Raw genomic sequence first — 15,035 nt, forward strand, 5'->3', positions numbered from 1 at the left:
CGGGGCACCGCTCATCGGGCGACAAATTGCGTGCTCCATTCGACCGATGGGGAATTCACCAGGAGCTTTCCCTGGTGAACCGGTTTAAACTGGGTGTGGCAGGCGTCACTGGCGACGCCCGCGTCGGGGAGGTGTCGAGATGCGCGAGGTGATGGCCGGACCCAGCGTCGCGGCCCGCACCCTGGCCAACGTGCTGCGCACCAGCCTGCGGCCGGTGGCCGACCGGGTCCGGTTGCAGGGCTCGGGGCTGCGGGTGGTGCGGGAGGCGTTCGACACCGTGGGGCTCGCCCCGCTGCCGCGCGGCACCCGGGTGCGCGCGGTGTCGGAGTCGCACGGCTACGGCGACGTGACCGGGTTGTGGATCACCGCCCGGGAGGCCGACCCGGCCGCGGGCGCGGTGCTCTACGTGCACGGCGGCGGGTTCGTCTTCGGCTCGCTGCGCAGCCACCGGCACCTGGCCGCGGCGGTGTCGCAGGCCACCGGGCTGCCGGTGCTGCTGCTGGACTACCGGCTGGCGCCCGAGCACCGGTTCCCGGCCGCCGAGCAGGACGCGATGGCCGCCTACCGCTGGCTGCTCGACCAGGGCTACCGCAGCGACCAGCTGGTCGTGGCGGGCGACTCGGCGGGCGGGCACGTGATCGCGGGCCTGCTCGGCGGGCTGACCCGCGACCGCGCGCCGATGCCGGGCGCGGGCGTGCTGTTCTCGCCGTTCCTGGACCTGACCTGCGCGCGGCTCGACGAGCGCGACGCGGCGGTGCGCGACCCGTACATCCCGCCCGCCCGCGCGCGCGAGGCCGCCCGGCACTACGCGGGGGAGCTGGCCGTCGACGACCCGCGGCTGGACGTGCTGCGCGGCAGCAAGCGGCGCTGGCCCCCGCTGCTGGTGCAGGTGGGCGACGCCGAGTGCCTGCTGCCGGACTCCGAGCGGCTGGCCGCGGCGGTGCTGGCCGCGGGCGGGCACTGCGAGCTCCAGGTCTGGCCCGGGCAGGTGCACGTGTTCCCGGCCTTCCACCAGCTGGTGCCCGAGGCGCGACTGGCCATCGGGCACGTCGGCTCGTTCGTCCGCGCGGCCCTGGCCCAGCGCGCCGCGGCGTAGCTCCGCCACCAGCGCCGACCGGCCCCCGCCCCGACCCGGGGCGGGGGCCGGTCGCGTGAGGGACGCCATGGCCTGACCGGGGTCCTCGGGTTGCGCCGTCCGGGCGAGAAGAACATGCTTGGACAACACAACCAGTTGTCTCGTACAACCAAGACAACGGCCCCACACCTCACAAACAGGACATTCCATGGCGGACGCACCCGCACCCCCCGCCGCCCGGGACCAGGCCGAGCGGCTGCGCACAGCCGACCAGCTCGGGTTGCAGCTGGTCCGCTTCCTGCGGCTGTCGCACCACGCCAAGCAGCACATCATGGCGGGCGCCAAACCCGCGATCGAGCGCAGCAACTACGCGCTGCTGGCCACCCTGGTCAAGCTCGGCCCGCTGCGCGCCACCGCGCTCGCCGACGCGCTGCGCTCGGACCCGTCCACGGTGTCGCGGCAGGTCAGCGCCCTGGTCGGGCAGGGGCTGGTGCGCCGCGAGCCGGACCCGGAGGACGGCAGGGCGTGCGTGCTGGCGCCCACCGACGAGGGCAGCGAGGTGTTCCGGGCCAACCACGAGCACCGCACCCGCCTGCTGGCCGAGCTGCTCGACGGGTGGTCGACCACCGACCAGCAGGCCCTGGTGCGACTGCTCACCAGGCTCAACACCGAGTTCGAGAACCACCAGGGGGAACCCGCATGACCGCGCTCGACGAGAAGAAGACCGCCGGGGCGGCCAAGCACGCCGCGGCCGAGCAGTCCGCGCCCGCGCTCAGCCACCGGCAGATCCTGGTGATCCTGTCCGGGCTGATGCTGGGCATGTTCCTGGCCGCGCTCGACCAGACCATCGTCGGCACCTCGATCCGCACCATCGCCGACGACCTCAACGGGCTGAGCCTGCAGGCCTGGGCCACCACCGCCTACCTCATCACCTCGACGATCTCGACCCCGCTCTACGGCAAGCTCTCCGACATCTACGGCCGCAAGCCGTTCTTCATCACCGCCATCTCGATCTTCGTCGTGGGCTCGCTGGCCTGCACGTTCTCCACCTCGATGTACGAGCTGGCGGCGTTCCGGGCGTTGCAGGGCCTGGGCGCGGGCGGGCTGATGTCGCTGGCGCTGACGATCATCGCCGACATCGTGCCGCCCCGGGAGCGGGCCAAGTACCAGGGCTACTTCCTGGCCGTGTTCGGCACCTCCAGCGTGCTCGGCCCGGTGATCGGCGGGTTCTTCGCGGGCACCGACTCGATCCTGGGCATCACCGGGTGGCGCTGGGTGTTCCTGGTCAACGTCCCGATCGGCGTCATCGCGCTCATCGTCGTGTCACGGGTGCTCAACATCCCGCACGAGCGCCACGACCACCGGATCGACTACTTCGGCGCGGTGTTCCTGTCGCTGTGCGTGGTGCCGCTGCTCATCGTCGCCGAGCAGGGCCGCGAGTGGGGCTGGGACTCCCAGCGGGCGTTGGTCTGCTACGGCCTCGGCGCCGTGGGCCTGGTGCTGTTCCTGGTGGTGGAGCACCGGATGGGGGACGAGGCGCTGATCCCGCTGCGGCTGTTCAAGACCTCCACCTTCGCCATGACGATCATCGCGGGCACGATCATCGGCGTCGGCATGTTCGGCGGCATCTCGATGATCCCGCAGTACCTGCAGATCGTGCGCGGGCAGACGCCCACCGAGGCGGGGCTGTTCATGCTGCCGCTGATGCTGGGCATCATGTCCGGGTCGATCATCTCCGGGCAGATCACCTCGCGCACCGGCCGCTACAAGGTGTTCCCGATCATCGGCTCGGCGCTGCTGGTCACCGGCATGGTGCTGTTCCACACCGTCCAGGTCGACACCCCGATCTGGCAGCCCATGGTGTTCATGGTCGTGTTCGGCCTCGGCCTCGGCAACTGCATGCAGACGCTGACCATCGCGGCGCAGAACGCGGTGCCGCGCCGGGACATGGGCGTGGCCACGGCGTCGGCGACCTTCTTCCGCCAGCTCGGCGGCACGCTCGGCGTCGCGGTGTTCCTGTCGATGCTGTTCAGCACCGTCGGGGACAACATCGCCTCGTCGTTCCGCACCGCGGCGCAGACCCCGCAGTTCCAGGCGGCGGTGGCCGACCCGGCGGTGCGGGCGAACCCGGAGAACCAGCCGGTGCTCGCGCTGCTCAACGGCGGCGGCGCCGAGGGCGGCGGCGGTGTCCTGCAGGACTCGTCGTTCCTGCAGCGCATCGACGCGCGGTTGGCGCTGCCGTTCCAGCAGGGCTTCGTCGAGTCGATCCACCTGGTGTTCCTCACCGGCGCGTTCGTGATGGGCCTGGCGTTCCTGGTGTCGCTGTTCATCAAGGAGATCCCGCTGCGGATGACCGCGGGTGCCGCGTCCACCATGGAGGGTGGCGAGGCGATGCTGCCCACCGAGGACGCCGTCCCGGACGGTGCGGCGAACGGGCGCTTCCACGGCGAGGTCGAGCAGCCAGCACACAGCGCCGAACAGCCCGAGCACAGCGCCGAACAGCCACAGCGCAACGGGTCCGCGCCGCAGCCCGCGGCGGGCACCCCGGGACCGGGCGGGTCCACCCCGGCGCTGTCGGGGCAGGTGCGCGGCGAGGGCGGGTCCGCCCTGGTCGGCGCGGCGCTGACGCTGATCGACGCCGAGGGCCGCCAGGTGGCCAGGGGCGTCGCCGACGACGGCACCTACCTGCTCGACGCGCCGCTGCCCGGGGCGTACACGCTCATCGCCTCCGCCCCCGACCACCAGCCGCGGGCCACCGCGGTGAAGGTGCGGCCGGGTCTGTCCACGGTGGACGTCGTGCTGGTCGGCGCCGCGGTCCTGCACGGGTACGTGATGTCCGCCGACGGGCACACCCCGGTGACCACCGCGCGGATCACCCTGGCCGACCCGCGCGGCGCGGTGGTCGACACCCAGCCCAGCGCCTCCGACGGCAGCTACCGGTTCAGCGCCGTGCAGCCGGGGGCGTACACGCTGGTGGTGACCGCCCCGGCCTACCGGCCCGCCGCGCTGCCGCTGGCCGTCCCGGAGACCGGCGAGCACCGGCACGACGTGGAACTGGTCGGCGGGGCGGAGCTGTCCGGGGTGGCCAGGACGACCGCTGGCGCGCCGGTGCCGGACGCGCGGATCACCGTGCTCGACGCCGCGGGCGGGGTGGTCACGGTGACCTCCACCGACGACGAGGGCCGCTACGCCGTGGACGACCTGGCCGAGGGTGAGTACACGGTGATCGCCAGCGGCTACTCGCCCACGGCCCACCAGGTCGCGCTGCGCGGCGGCGAGGCGGGCACGCACGACGTGACCCTGGGCTACGACGAGTGGAAGTGAGCTGAGCCGCCTGCGGCGCCCGTCCCCACCCGGGGGCGGGCGCCGCTGCCGTCAGAGCAGGCCCACCAGCAGCGCCCCGGCGGCGAGCAGGTCGGGCCCGCGCAGCACCTGGTAGACCAAACCCACCGGCAGCACACCCATCCCGACCGGCACCACGCCCAGGGCGGCGTAGTCGACCTGCGGCCGGGTCACCGTCCGCAGCACGGCCAGCGCGGCCACCGGTGCCGCCAGCGGTTCGAACGGCAGCCCGAGCAGGGCCACCCCACCGACCGCGACCCCGCCCACCACCAGCGCCAGCAGACCGGTCCACGCGACCAGCACCCGCTTGCGCGCGGGCACCCACCGCGCCAACCCCCGCACCCGGTGCACCTCGGCCAGCGCCCCCGCGAACGGCAACGCCGCCAGGTAGGCGGCCACGGCCACCCACACCAGCCCGGGGACCCCGGTCACCACGCGGGCCACCAGGGGAGCGGTGAGGACCACCAGGGCGACCAGCGGCAGGGCGGGCCACCGGCCGAGCGCCCCGGCCAGCACCACCCCGCCCGCGCCGCGGACCCGCAGCCGCCGCACCGGGCGCGCCGCGGGCAGCAGCCCGAGCAGGTCCCCGAACAGCACCGACGTCGAGCGCACCTGCCTGGCCCGCCACCCGCGCACGAGTTCGTCGCGGGTCGGGACGTGCTTCGGCCGCCACAGCCCGCCCAGCGCGGACCCCAGCACCGTCCCCAGCCCCACCCACAGCCCCGGCCAGTAGGCCACGACCACCGCGGCCGCCGGGTCGAGGAGACCGTCTGGGCTCTTGCGGGAGGCCGACACCAGCGCGGCGGCCCCGAACCCGGCCACCGAGATCAGCGCCTTGGAGTCCTGCTCGCCCACCACCAGGCAGGCGACCACCGCCGCGTAGAAGACGGCCGCGAACCGCACCCCGCCGGTGAGGAGCAGGCGCCTGCGCACGCGCTTGTCGCGGTCGTCCCCGGGCTCCCACGTCAGCCGCGCCGGGTCGGCCCACACGTGCGCGCCGCGCAGCACCGAGTACGCCGCGAGCGCGCTCAGCGCCAGGGCGAACGGCAGCACCGCGGCCGGGTCGTCCGCCACCCACGGGTCCAGGGCCCGCGGGTCGACCAGCGGCGTCACCAGGACACCGGCGGTCACCAGCCCGGGGACCACCCACTCGCCGCCCCTCACCCGAGGTCGACCACCACGTCCGCCACCCGCTCGACCAACCGCTGGTCGTGGGTGGTGAGCACGACCGCGGCGCCGCGCCCCTTGGCCGCCACGACCTCGTCGGCGAGCCAGCGCCGGGCGGTGGCGTCGAGGGCGCGCTCGGGTTCGTCGAGCAGCAGCACCCGGTGCTCGCGGCGCAGGGCCCCGAGCAGCAGGAGCTTGCGCCGCTGGCCGGAGGACAGGGTGTAGGCGGGGGTGTCGGGCAACTCCGGGTCCAGGTCCAGGCCCAGGGCGTCGAGGTGCTGGCGCGGGGTGAGGGCGTCGAACAGCGCGGAGTCGTCGAACAGCACCGACACCACCGCGCGGAAGGCCGGGTCGCGCTCGTCGGGCACCCGGCCGTCGACGGTCAGCGCGCCCTCGGTCAGCTCCTGCTCGCCGTGGCAGGCGCGCAGCAGCGTCGTCTTGCCCGTGCCGTTGTCCCCGAGCAGGGCCGCGCAGCTCCCCGCGGGCACCCGCAGGTCCAGCTTGTGCAGCAACCAGCGGGCGCCGATGCGGATGCCCATGCCCTGACCGTCGATCCCGTCCCCAGGTGTCACGCTCAGCGAACGAGGGGACGCGGGGGGAAGTTCCGGGTGACCCGGCGGCCACGGCTCGATGAAACTGTCCCCGATGGGGCGGCCCCGGGGCGGGCGGCGTCCTAACCTGTCGGACGTGGACTTCGTCGTCGACTGGCTCGACTCGGCCGGTCCGGTGCTGGTGTGGGCGATCGTGCTCGGGATGGTCTTCACCGAGTGCGCCTTCATCGTGGGCCTGTTCCTGCCCGGCGACTCCCTGCTGTTCGCCGCGGGCGTCGTCCTCGCCCAGCACCACCACGAGCACCAGGCCTGGTGGCTGTCGCTGGTGGCCAGCCTCGTCGCGGTCGCGGGCAACCAGACCGGGTACGTCATCGGCGCCAAGACCGGCCACCACGTCATCGCCCGCCGCGGCGGGCGGGTGCTCACCGCGGAGAGGCTCGACAAGGCCCGCCGCTTCCTCGACGAGCGCGGTTTCCTCGCCATCGTCATCGCCCGCTGGGTGCCGTGGGTGCGGACCCTGGCCCCGCTGGTGGCGGGCGCGGCCAGGATGGACGCCCGCCGGTTCGCCCTGGCCACCTCCGTCGGCGCCCTGGCCTGGGTGCCCATCCTCGTGCTGGCCGGTTACTACGCGGCGGGCCTGCTCGACCAGCTCCCGTGGCTCAAGACCGCCGCGGTGATCGCCAGCATCGCCTTCTTCGCCGTGGGCACCGGGTGGGGCATCTGGCGCTACCGCCAGGAGCTGCGCAAGCCCGCCGAAGAGGTCTCCCTGACCGAGTAGCTGCCCGCCCCTGGTGGAACACGGGCTAGCGGGGCCCGGCCAGGACGAGGTTGATGCCGTCCGGGTCGCGCAGGGCGAGGGTGCCGGGCTCCCCGGCGGCGGGCGCCTCGGTGCAGGGGACGCCGAGGTCGGCCAGGCGGCGCGCCCAGTCCGAGAGGGTGGGGACGGGCAGGGTGAGGTGGTCGAGGCCGGGGCGGCACTCGTCGAAGGCGGCCCGGCAGGCGCCGGGGTGCTGGACCAGGGTGAGGACCATGCCGAAGCCGCGCAGCGACACCCGGCGCACGCCGTGGTCGCCCGCCTCGTCCTCGCGCGCCTCGGTGGTGAAGCCGAGGACGCGCTCGTACCAGGGAACGCTGCGGTCCACGTCGGTCACCGTGAGGGCGACGTGGTGCGCACCGGTGAGAGCGGGCATGGCGCCGACCGTCCTTCCTTGACCCGTTCGGGGGCAGGTCCTACGCCATGGTGCCGCAGCGGGGCGCCGCCGGTCACGGTCGTTATTGGATCTTTCGCAGGACGAGATCCGCCCTGGACGCGCTCGCCGCGACCAGCCGGGCGTTGCGCTCGTCCCAGCCGTCGGTCTTGGCCCTGGCCTGCTCGGGGGTGCGGCCGAAGTCGCGGTGGCGCTGGTAGAGCCGGTCGCGGCGCAGCCGGTCGTCGGTGGCCAGGAACCACACCTCGTCGAGCAGGTCCGCCACCGCGGGCCAGTGCAGCAGGTAGTTCCCCTCGGTGACCACGAGCGGCACCCCGCGCGGCACCGGCACCGCGCAGGCGATCGGCTCCTCCAGGTCGCGGCGGAACTCCGGGGCGTAGACCACCTCGTCGGCGCTGGTCCGCAGCCTGCGCAGCAGGTCGGCGTACCCGTCGGCGTCGAAGGTGTCCGGCGCGCCCTTGCGCCCGGCGCGGCCCAGCCGCTCCAGCTCGGCCTGGGCGAGGTGGAAGCCGTCCATGCCGACCAGGGCGGCCCGGCCGTCGAGGGCGGCCACCAGGCGCGCGGCGAGGGTCGACTTGCCCGCGCCGGGGGCGCCCGCGATGCCCAGCAGCCGCCGCGGCCCGGTGGCCAGGGCGGCGGCCCGGTCGACGAGCCCGGCGAACGTGCGGGGCGGCTCCACGGCGACTCCGAACGGGTGAGTAGGGTTGGTGCGCAAGCGCTTGCCAGCGGAGGGAGGAGCGGCGACCGTGGCCACCATGGAGGACGTCGCCAAGCTGGCGGGCGTGTCCATCAGCACCGTCTCGCACGTGGTGAACCGGACCCGCCCGGTGGCGAAGTCCACCCTGCAGCGGGTGCAGGCGGCGATCGAGGCCACCGGCTACACCGGCAACGCCATCGCCCGCTCGCTGGTCACCGGGGGCACCCGGTCGATCGGGGTGGCGATGTCGCTGCTGGCCAACCCGCACCTGGCCCAGCTCATCCACGCCGTCGAGGCCGAGGCGACCGCGGCGGGCTACCAGGTGCTGCTCGGCGACACGCTCGACTCCGCGGACGGCGAGCGCGCCGCGGTCCGCAAGCTCCAGGCCCGCCGGGTCGACGGCGTGCTGCTCACCCCCGCGCCCGGCGACACCGCCACCCTGGAGCAGCTGGAGCGCACCGGGGTGCCCGCCGTGCTGGTCGACCGGGTGTCGCACAAGATCAAGCTGGACCAGGTCGGCGCGGAGAACATCCAGTCCACCTCGGCGCTGGTCTCGCACCTGGCCCAGGCCGGGCACCGGCGGATCGCCTTCATCAGCGGCGTGGAGTGGATGACCGCCAGCGAGGAGCGCACCCTGGGCTACCGGCTCGGCCTCGGCCGCGCGGGCCTGCGCTGGGACAGCAACCTGGTCGCGGGCGGCGGCGCCACCACCGCCGACGGCATCCTGGCCATGCGCAGGCTGCTGACCGTCCCGGACCGCCCCACGGCGGTGGTGACCGGCAACGGCGCGATGACCGCGGGCGCCTACAAGGAGGCCCGCGACCACGGCCTGCGCATCGGCACCGACCTCGCCCTGGTGGGCCACGACGAGGTCGACTGGGCCGAGCTGGCCCGCCCCGCGATCACCACCATGGCGCACCCGGTCGACGAGATCGGCCGCACCGCCGTCAAGCTCCTGCTGACCCGCCTGGAGGACCGCGACCGGGCACCGGAGACGGTGCTGCTGCCCCCGGTCCTCAACCACCGCTCCTCCTGCGGCTGCGACACCCCGGCGCCGGAACCCCTCGCGGGAGCGGGCTTCCCGGGCCTGTGACCGGGCCGCGCCCGCCGCGGGGTCAGGCGGCCTTGGCGCCGCGGGCGCCCTTGCCCTCCTGCGGGGCCAGGCCCAGCATGTCCAGCAGCTGCGCGCACTCGTCGGCGTCCACGGCCACCGAGGCCACGGTCCGGGCCGCCCGGCGGCGGACTTCCGCCGACAGGCTGGTGTCGATGTCGGTCGGGTCGGTGAGTCCGTCCGCCATGGTCTCGTCCCTCCGCTGCTGGTCCGCTGTCGTGGGGCGAGGTACCCGGTGCCGGGGGGACTGACACTCACCCGTTCCGACCACTTCGGCCGGTCCACCCGGGTCCTGTGTGGAGGGTCAGGGGGCGGTGACGCGCTCGAGGTGGGCCGCGGACTCCATGAGCATCCACCCGGAGAGCTGGACCGACAGCCGCTGCTCCGCCCGACCGCGGCGGGCGGCGTCGGCCGGGCGCGACCAGTCGGGCCCGAACAGCGGACCGCCGGGGGCGATGGCGCGGTGGTGCCAGGCCGCGTCGGCGGAGTCCAGGACCAGGCCCCGGGCCACCCGGGCGGCCGAGCCGGGCAGGTGCGGCGCCGAGCGGGCCAGGTAGCGGGCGAGGATGCCCGCGAACAGGCCGCCGTCGCCGCCGGGGGTCTGCTCGATGACCCCCTCGGGCGCCAGGTGCTCGGCGGTGGCGTGCACGACCTCCGCGGCCCGGTGCAGCCAGGTGCCGGTGGGGTCGTCGGCGGCCAGCTCCACGCACGCGCCCAGGTGCACGCCCTGGCAGTAGGTGTAGAACACGCGGGTCACGTCGACCACCGAGCCGTCCTCGGCGACGTGCAGCCCGTCGAACACCAGCCCGGAGTCCGGGTCGCGCAGCGCCCGGTGCACCCACGACGCCATCGACCGGGCGCGCTGGCGGTCGGCGCGGGCGCCCCCGGCGCGGGCGAGCAGGATCGCCGCCGGGGCGTTGGCGGGCACGTTCTTGAACGTGTCGTGCCGCCGCCACCAGATGCCGCCGCCGCCGTGGTCGGTCCACGCGCCGCGCAGCGGCACCAGCAGCCGGGACACCGCGGCGCGGGTGTCGAGGCCCACCTCGTCGGAGGCGCGCAGCAGCGCCAGGCCCATCCAGGCCATGTCGTCGAAGTAGTCGTTGGTCCAGCCGGGGTTGCGGGTGCGCACCCCGCGCACGACCCGCCGGACGACCCGGGCCCGGCCGCCGCCGGGGTCGCGGTCGTGCGCGTCGAGCAGGCAGTCCAGCAGGTGCGCCTGCCACCAGTAGTTCCAGCGCCCGAACAGCCGCTCCGCGGGGGCCGCGGGCCAGCCCACCACGCCCAGCGCGGTGCCGGGCAGCCCCCACAGCCTGCGCAGGTGCCGGGTGCGCACCGCCCGCTCGGCCACGGCGGCGCGCGCGGCCCACAGCGCGGGGGAGACGGCGCTGCGGGTGTGGCGGGTCATACCCCATGATCGCTGCTCGGGCGCGCCGCGCGCCCCCGGCGGGCACCGGGTTCACCCGGTCGGGATCACCAGGCCCGGTCGAGGTCGGCGTGCTCGCGCACCCAGGAGTGCATGACGACCCCCGCGGCGACGCCCGCGTTGATCGAGCGGGTGGACCCGAACTGGGCGATCGACACCACCAGGTCGGCGCCGTCGCGGGTCGGCGCGGACAGCCCGGGGCCCTCGGCGCCGAACACCAGCACGCACCGGCGCGGCAGCGGGGTCCGCTCGACCGGGACGGCGCCGGGGGTGTTGTCCACGCCCACCACGGCCAGGCCCGCCGCGGCGGCGAACGCCAGCAGCGACGCGGTGTCCGGGTGGTGGTGGACGTGCTGGTAGCGGTCGGTCACCATGGCGCCGCGGCGGTTCCAGCGCTTGCGGCCGACGATGTGCACGGCGCGGGCGGCGAAGGCGTTGGCGGTGCGCACCACGGTGCCGATGTTGTGGTCGTGGGCGAAGTTCTCGATGGCCACGTGGAAGTCGTGCCTGCGCCGGTCGAGGTCGGCCACCACGGCCTCGCGGCGCCAGTAGCGGTAGGCGTCGACGACGTTGCGCCGGTCGCCCTCGGCCAGCAGCACCGGGTCGTAGCGCGGGTCGTCGGGCGGCTCCCCGACCCACGGCCCCACCCCGACCGGTTCACCGGCCACCCACTCGGTCGGCCCCGCCTCCTCGTCCACCGGACGATGATGGCTGGCCTACTTGAGAACGAGCGCGGAGGGGGCCCTGCGGTGCCGCCAGAGCTGGTAGGCACCGGTGTAGGACACGACCAGCACCACCACGGCGATGACGGCGACGTACTCGGTCATGCCGTCGGGGATGACCGGCCCGAAGATGTAGTGGTCGTTGAACCCGCCCGGCAGGTCGCCCAGCCCCTGCTGGTGGCGGAAGTGGTTCTCCAGCGCCGTCAGCGGGCAGGCCAGCGGGGTCACGTTCACCACCACGCCCCAGGCGGCGAAGAACACGTGGACGAAGATCGACCGGGGCCAGCGCCAGGCCAGGAACCCGCCGAACCCGATGTAGAGCAGCGCCGCGAAGTGCACGACCACGGTCGCGCCTGCGAGCAGACCGGCCACTGCGGGCACCTCCCCCCGGCCACCGTGGAACGGCGGTCACTTTCCACCGTAACCCGGGGCCGGGGGGTGCACACCTCGGTAGCCGCTGGTCAGCCCGACTTGTCCAAACCGAGATCGGCGAGGTCGAGCAGGTACCGGTAGGGCAGGCCGCGGGCCTCGATGGCCTCCCGGGCGCCGGTGGCCCGGTCGACCACGGTCACCACGCCGATGACGGTGGCCCCGGCCTCGGTGAGGGCGTCGACGGCGGTGAGCACGCTGCCGCCGGTGGTGGAGGTGTCCTCCACGGCCAGCACGCGCTGGCCCGCGACCTCGATGCCCTCGATCCGCCGCCCCATGCCGTGCTCCTTGGCGGCCTTGCGGACCACGAAGGCGTCGAGCACCTCCCCGGCCGCGGCCGCCGCGTGCATCATCGCGACCGCGACCGGGTCGGCGCCGAGGGTCAGGCCCCCGGCGGCGACGTAGTCCCAGTCGGCGGTGAGCTGGCGCAGCAGCGTGCCGATGAGCGGGGCGGCCGCGTGGTGCAGCGTCGCCCGGCGCAGGTCGACGTAGTAGTCGGCCTCCTTGCCCGAGGACAGGGTCACCCGTCCGCGCACGACGGCCAGTTCGCTGACGAGCCTGGCCAGCTCGGACTTCGCCGAGGTGTCAAGAGCAGTTCGCACGGGTCCCTACCCTCTCACGCCGGTCAGCCCCAGCCCCGGCTGTCCTGCTTGAGCGCCGTGTCGACCGTCAGCGCGGAGCCGATGACCAGGCTGAGCAGCGGGTCGGGGAGCCGGCGGTGGATCTGCAGGACGTAGTTGTCCGCGGTGGTGAACATGGTCTTGGCGAAGCCCTCCCAGGTCTTGGTGATCCTGGCGACCTCCTGCCCGGTGTGGTCGGTGATGGCGAAGTTCCACGCCCGCCAGTTCTCGGCCTGGATGCCGCCGACCTTCTGGCCGTTCACCAGGAAGCCGAAGCGGATCTTGCCGATGGCGTTCTCCTGGGAGATCTCGCCCACCGGGGAGCCGTCGGGGCGGGTGACCAGCATCCGCGACTTGATGAACTTCGCCGGGCGCACCAGCTGCAGCTGCACCTGCCCGTGGGCGTCGCGCAGCTCGAAGCGGTGGGTCATGAACTGGTCGTAGCTGCTGACGAAGCGCATGACCTTCTTGAAGGTGCTCTGCCCGACCTGGGCCACCGAGCCGAGCTGGCGGCCGTGCTGGTCGAACACCGAGTACTCGTTGGCCATCTCGATGAGCTTGACCTTCTGGTTCACCACCAGCACGGGCTCGGTGAACAGGGTGCCGCCGCCCTGGCCGACCTGGCCGACGCCCGCCTTGCGCTGCTGCTCGCGGATCCGGTCGGGATCGGCGGCGCCACCGAGCTCCAGCTCCCACGCGGAGGCGTCGCTGCGCGGCTGCTGGGGCGCGTGCTGCTGGGCGTACTGCTGCTGGCCGTACTGCTGCGGCTGGGCCGGGTGGGGCTGCTGCTGCGGGGCGGGCTGGGTGTGCTCGGTCCAGCGGGCACCGTCCCAGTAGCGCAGCAGCGGGCTGCCAGGGCGATCCGGGTACCACCCGGGCTGCGGGTTCGTCATGGGCGAGGAGGGTAGTCCGGCAACCCGGTGATCGGCGGCGGATCCGCCGGGCTCGCGCTGGGTGACGCGGTGCTCACCGCCCCCGCTCAGCCCCGGTTGCGCCCCTTGGCCGTGCGCTTCTCCAGCGCGCGCAGGATGCCCGTCGGCACCAGCTTGGTCACCGCGAGCAGCACCTTGTACTGCGGTCCGGGCACCGACCGCGCGCGGCCGTGCGCCAGGTCCCGCAGCGCGTCGGCCACCACCCGGTCGGCGTCGAGCCACAGGAACGCGGGCAGGTCGGTCATGTCGTCGCCCGCGCGGTCGTGGAACTCGGTGTGGGTGAACCCGGGCACCAGGGCCACCACCCGCACACCGGTGCCCGCCAGGTTCGCCGCCAGCCCCTCCGACAGCGCCGTCACGTACGCCTTGGTCGCGGCGTAGGAGGGCCCGGTGGCCGGGAAGAAGCCCGCCACGCTGGACACGTTGATCACCCCGCCGCGCCCCCTGGCGATCATGCCGGGCAGCGCGGCCCTGGTCAGCCGCAGGACGGTGGTGACGTTGAGGTCGAGCTGCTCCTGCAACCAGTCCGGGTCGGCCTCGGCGAAGGCGCCCCTGGTGCCGAAGCCCGCGTTGTTGACCAGCAGGTCCACCGGCTTGTCGGTGTCGGCGAGGCGGGCCTCGACGCGCTTGCGGGCGCGGGTGGTCGACAGGTCGGCGGTCATCGGCTGCACGTGCACGCCGTGCGCCGCCGACAGGTCCGCCGCGACCTGCTTCAACCGCTCGGTGGTGCGGGCGACGACGACGAGGTCCCAGCCGTCGGCGGCGAGCCTGCGGGCGAAGGCGGCGCCGATGCCTGCGGTGGCGCCGGTGATCAGGGCGGTGGGCATGCCGCTACGTTACTGATCGGTAGTCACCCACCGGAAGGGCGAGGGGCGCGCGGTCACGCCTCCGCGTCGGACTTGGCCCCCCGCGCGGTCCCGGTCTCGTCCGGGGTGGCCTGCGGCTCGACCTCGGCGGCGGGGTCGGCGGACTGCTCGGGCACCTCGCCCGCGGGGTCGGCGTCGGCGTCGAACGGGTCCACCACGTCGGCGACCTCCCCGATCCCGCGCAGCAGCCGCTCCAGCCGCGACGGGCTGGAGTTCGGCGGCGCGGCGGCGAGCACCCAGCCCTCCTCGACCCACACCACGGCGATGTCGCGGCCGATCTCCTCGGTGGCGTCCACCAGGTCCGGGGTGATCAGCGCGCGGGCGGCGGCGATGTCGGAGACGAAGGCGTAGCGCTGCCCGACCGGGCCGAGCAGCTCGGGCATGTGCTCGCGCTGGAACGGGGTGCTCGGCACCCACAGCTCGACGACCACGGGGTGCTTGCGCCGGGTCTGCACGGCGGCGATCACGGTGTTGACCCGGCCGCCCGCCTCCAGGTCGTAGACGTAGACCTTGCGCCTGCCGTCGGAGGTGAAGGTCGTCCCGGCGACGACGTCGCGGGCGACCCCGTCGCCGTAGTAGGCCACCGCCCCGCCGCTCCAGCGGCGCGGCAGCGCCATGTCCGTCTCGGCGAACTGCCAGCCGCGCAGCCCGGCCCAGCGGCGGCGCTCGCGGTTTCTGGAGGTGAGCACCGCCCGGTCGCGCAGCAGGAACCCGCCGCCGACGACGAAGGCGGCCACGGCGATGACGAACCAGACCCAAGCGGGAACACCCACACCGGGCAGCGTAGTCGTCGCGGCCACTTCTTCAAGATCACGGCCCCCGCGCCGCGCCGCCGGGTGTCGCGAATGCGCCCCCGGGCACGACCAGGGCCCGTCCCCCCGCGGGGGGACGG

The 15,035-nt window shown here is 74.4% G+C and carries 17 protein-coding genes; 5 read left to right on the forward strand and 12 right to left on the reverse strand.

Translation table 11 applies throughout. The features are described from left to right. Positions 1–139 precede the first annotated feature (139 nt). From BJP25_RS26125 to BJP25_RS26135, 3 genes are all read left to right on the forward strand, one after another. Entirely contained in the window at positions 140–1,096 is a 957-nt protein-coding gene (locus BJP25_RS26125; protein ID WP_084794522.1) for an alpha/beta hydrolase fold domain-containing protein, read from the forward strand. Between the two features lie 187 nt (positions 1,097–1,283). Continuing rightward, positions 1,284–1,778: a MarR family winged helix-turn-helix transcriptional regulator gene (locus tag BJP25_RS26130; RefSeq protein WP_075977603.1), complete on the forward strand. Its 495-nt coding sequence runs from the start codon at positions 1,284–1,286 to the stop codon at positions 1,776–1,778. Continuing rightward, entirely contained in the window at positions 1,775–4,399 is a 2,625-nt protein-coding gene (locus BJP25_RS26135) for an MFS transporter (RefSeq protein WP_075977604.1), read from the forward strand. The genes BJP25_RS26130 and BJP25_RS26135 overlap by 4 nt, the downstream gene beginning before the upstream one ends. 51 nt (positions 4,400–4,450) lie before the next feature. Here the strand turns inward: BJP25_RS26135 and BJP25_RS26140 are convergent, their stop codons facing one another. Both BJP25_RS26140 and BJP25_RS26145 read right to left on the reverse strand, forming a co-directional pair. Next, positions 4,451–5,581, reverse strand: a complete 1,131-nt coding sequence (locus BJP25_RS26140) for a hypothetical protein (RefSeq protein ID WP_075977605.1) — start codon at positions 5,579–5,581, stop codon at positions 4,451–4,453. Further along, on the reverse strand, positions 5,578–6,123 hold the full coding sequence (locus BJP25_RS26145; RefSeq protein WP_075977606.1) for an ABC transporter ATP-binding protein: 546 nt from the start codon (positions 6,121–6,123) through the stop codon (positions 5,578–5,580). Before BJP25_RS26145 ends, BJP25_RS26140 begins: the two co-directional genes overlap by 4 nt. Before the next feature lie 214 nt (positions 6,124–6,337). On the opposite strand from BJP25_RS26145, the gene BJP25_RS26150 reads away from it, so the two are divergent. Further along, entirely contained in the window at positions 6,338–6,913 is a 576-nt protein-coding gene (locus BJP25_RS26150; protein ID WP_233158291.1) for a DedA family protein, read from the forward strand. Positions 6,914–6,938: 25 nt separating this feature from the next. On the opposite strand, the gene BJP25_RS26155 is transcribed toward BJP25_RS26150, so the two are convergent. Further along, positions 6,939–7,325: a VOC family protein gene (locus BJP25_RS26155; protein ID WP_075977608.1), complete on the reverse strand. Its 387-nt coding sequence runs from the start codon at positions 7,323–7,325 to the stop codon at positions 6,939–6,941. Positions 7,326–7,407: 82 nt separating this feature from the next. After that, a complete protein-coding gene (locus tag BJP25_RS26160) occupies positions 7,408–8,022 on the reverse strand; it encodes a nucleoside/nucleotide kinase family protein (RefSeq protein ID WP_075977609.1) in 615 nt (204 codons plus the stop codon). Between the two features lie 76 nt (positions 8,023–8,098). Between BJP25_RS26160 and BJP25_RS26165 the strand changes: the two genes are divergently transcribed. After that, positions 8,099–9,133, forward strand: a complete 1,035-nt coding sequence (locus tag BJP25_RS26165) for a LacI family DNA-binding transcriptional regulator (RefSeq protein WP_075977856.1) — start codon at positions 8,099–8,101, stop codon at positions 9,131–9,133. Positions 9,134–9,155: 22 nt separating this feature from the next. Here the strand turns inward: BJP25_RS26165 and BJP25_RS26170 are convergent, their stop codons facing one another. The 8 genes from BJP25_RS26170 to BJP25_RS26205 form a co-directional block, all read right to left on the reverse strand. After that, entirely contained in the window at positions 9,156–9,338 is a 183-nt protein-coding gene (locus tag BJP25_RS26170; RefSeq protein WP_075977610.1) for a hypothetical protein, read from the reverse strand. A gap of 117 nt (positions 9,339–9,455) precedes the next feature. Next, a complete protein-coding gene (locus tag BJP25_RS26175) occupies positions 9,456–10,556 on the reverse strand; it encodes a glycoside hydrolase family 76 protein (protein ID WP_198943596.1) in 1,101 nt (366 codons plus the stop codon). Between the two features lie 65 nt (positions 10,557–10,621). Beyond that, positions 10,622–11,272 (reverse strand): TrmH family RNA methyltransferase, encoded by a 651-nt coding sequence (locus BJP25_RS26180; RefSeq protein ID WP_075977611.1) that lies wholly within the window; start codon positions 11,270–11,272, stop codon positions 10,622–10,624. Between the two features lie 18 nt (positions 11,273–11,290). Then, positions 11,291–11,668: a DUF2784 domain-containing protein gene (locus tag BJP25_RS26185; protein ID WP_075977612.1), complete on the reverse strand. Its 378-nt coding sequence runs from the start codon at positions 11,666–11,668 to the stop codon at positions 11,291–11,293. An 89-nt stretch (positions 11,669–11,757) separates the two neighbouring features. Further along, positions 11,758–12,327: an orotate phosphoribosyltransferase gene (gene pyrE, locus BJP25_RS26190; protein ID WP_075977613.1), complete on the reverse strand. Its 570-nt coding sequence runs from the start codon at positions 12,325–12,327 to the stop codon at positions 11,758–11,760. Between the two features lie 23 nt (positions 12,328–12,350). Continuing rightward, positions 12,351–13,238: a phospholipid scramblase-related protein gene (locus BJP25_RS26195; RefSeq protein ID WP_075977614.1), complete on the reverse strand. Its 888-nt coding sequence runs from the start codon at positions 13,236–13,238 to the stop codon at positions 12,351–12,353. Positions 13,239–13,324: 86 nt separating this feature from the next. Next, complete coding sequence (locus BJP25_RS26200; protein ID WP_075977615.1) at positions 13,325–14,104, reverse strand: SDR family NAD(P)-dependent oxidoreductase; 780 nt, start codon at positions 14,102–14,104, stop codon at positions 13,325–13,327. A gap of 53 nt (positions 14,105–14,157) precedes the next feature. Beyond that, the gene (locus BJP25_RS26205) at positions 14,158–14,916 is read right to left on the reverse strand and encodes a type III secretion system chaperone family protein (protein WP_075977616.1); all 759 of its coding nucleotides are present in this window, start codon (positions 14,914–14,916) and stop codon (positions 14,158–14,160) included. Between the last annotated feature and the right edge of the window lie 119 nt (positions 14,917–15,035).

This window comes from Actinokineospora bangkokensis, assembly GCF_001940455.1.
GTDB classification, from domain to species: domain Bacteria; phylum Actinomycetota; class Actinomycetes; order Mycobacteriales; family Pseudonocardiaceae; genus Actinokineospora; species Actinokineospora bangkokensis.

Excerpts from the sequence above, each read along its gene's own strand:
- BJP25_RS26125 (WP_084794522.1), top strand. The coding sequence starts at position 140 with ATGCGCGAGGTGATGGCCGGACCCAGCGTCGCGGCCCGCACCCTGGCC.
- BJP25_RS26130 (WP_075977603.1), top strand. The coding sequence starts at position 1,284 with ATGGCGGACGCACCCGCACCCCCCGCCGCCCGGGACCAGGCCGAGCGG.
- BJP25_RS26135 (WP_075977604.1), top strand. The coding sequence starts at position 1,775 with ATGACCGCGCTCGACGAGAAGAAGACCGCCGGGGCGGCCAAGCACGCC.
- BJP25_RS26145 (WP_075977606.1), bottom strand. The coding sequence starts at position 6,123 with ATGGGCATCCGCATCGGCGCCCGCTGGTTGCTGCACAAGCTGGACCTG.
- BJP25_RS26150 (WP_233158291.1), top strand. The coding sequence starts at position 6,338 with ATGGTCTTCACCGAGTGCGCCTTCATCGTGGGCCTGTTCCTGCCCGGC.
- BJP25_RS26155 (WP_075977608.1), bottom strand. The coding sequence starts at position 7,325 with ATGCCCGCTCTCACCGGTGCGCACCACGTCGCCCTCACGGTGACCGAC.
- BJP25_RS26165 (WP_075977856.1), top strand. The coding sequence starts at position 8,099 with ATGGAGGACGTCGCCAAGCTGGCGGGCGTGTCCATCAGCACCGTCTCG.
- BJP25_RS26170 (WP_075977610.1), bottom strand. The coding sequence starts at position 9,338 with ATGGCGGACGGACTCACCGACCCGACCGACATCGACACCAGCCTGTCG.
- BJP25_RS26175 (WP_198943596.1), bottom strand. The coding sequence starts at position 10,556 with ATGACCCGCCACACCCGCAGCGCCGTCTCCCCCGCGCTGTGGGCCGCG.
- BJP25_RS26195 (WP_075977614.1), bottom strand. The coding sequence starts at position 13,238 with ATGACGAACCCGCAGCCCGGGTGGTACCCGGATCGCCCTGGCAGCCCG.
- BJP25_RS26200 (WP_075977615.1), bottom strand. The coding sequence starts at position 14,104 with ATGCCCACCGCCCTGATCACCGGCGCCACCGCAGGCATCGGCGCCGCC.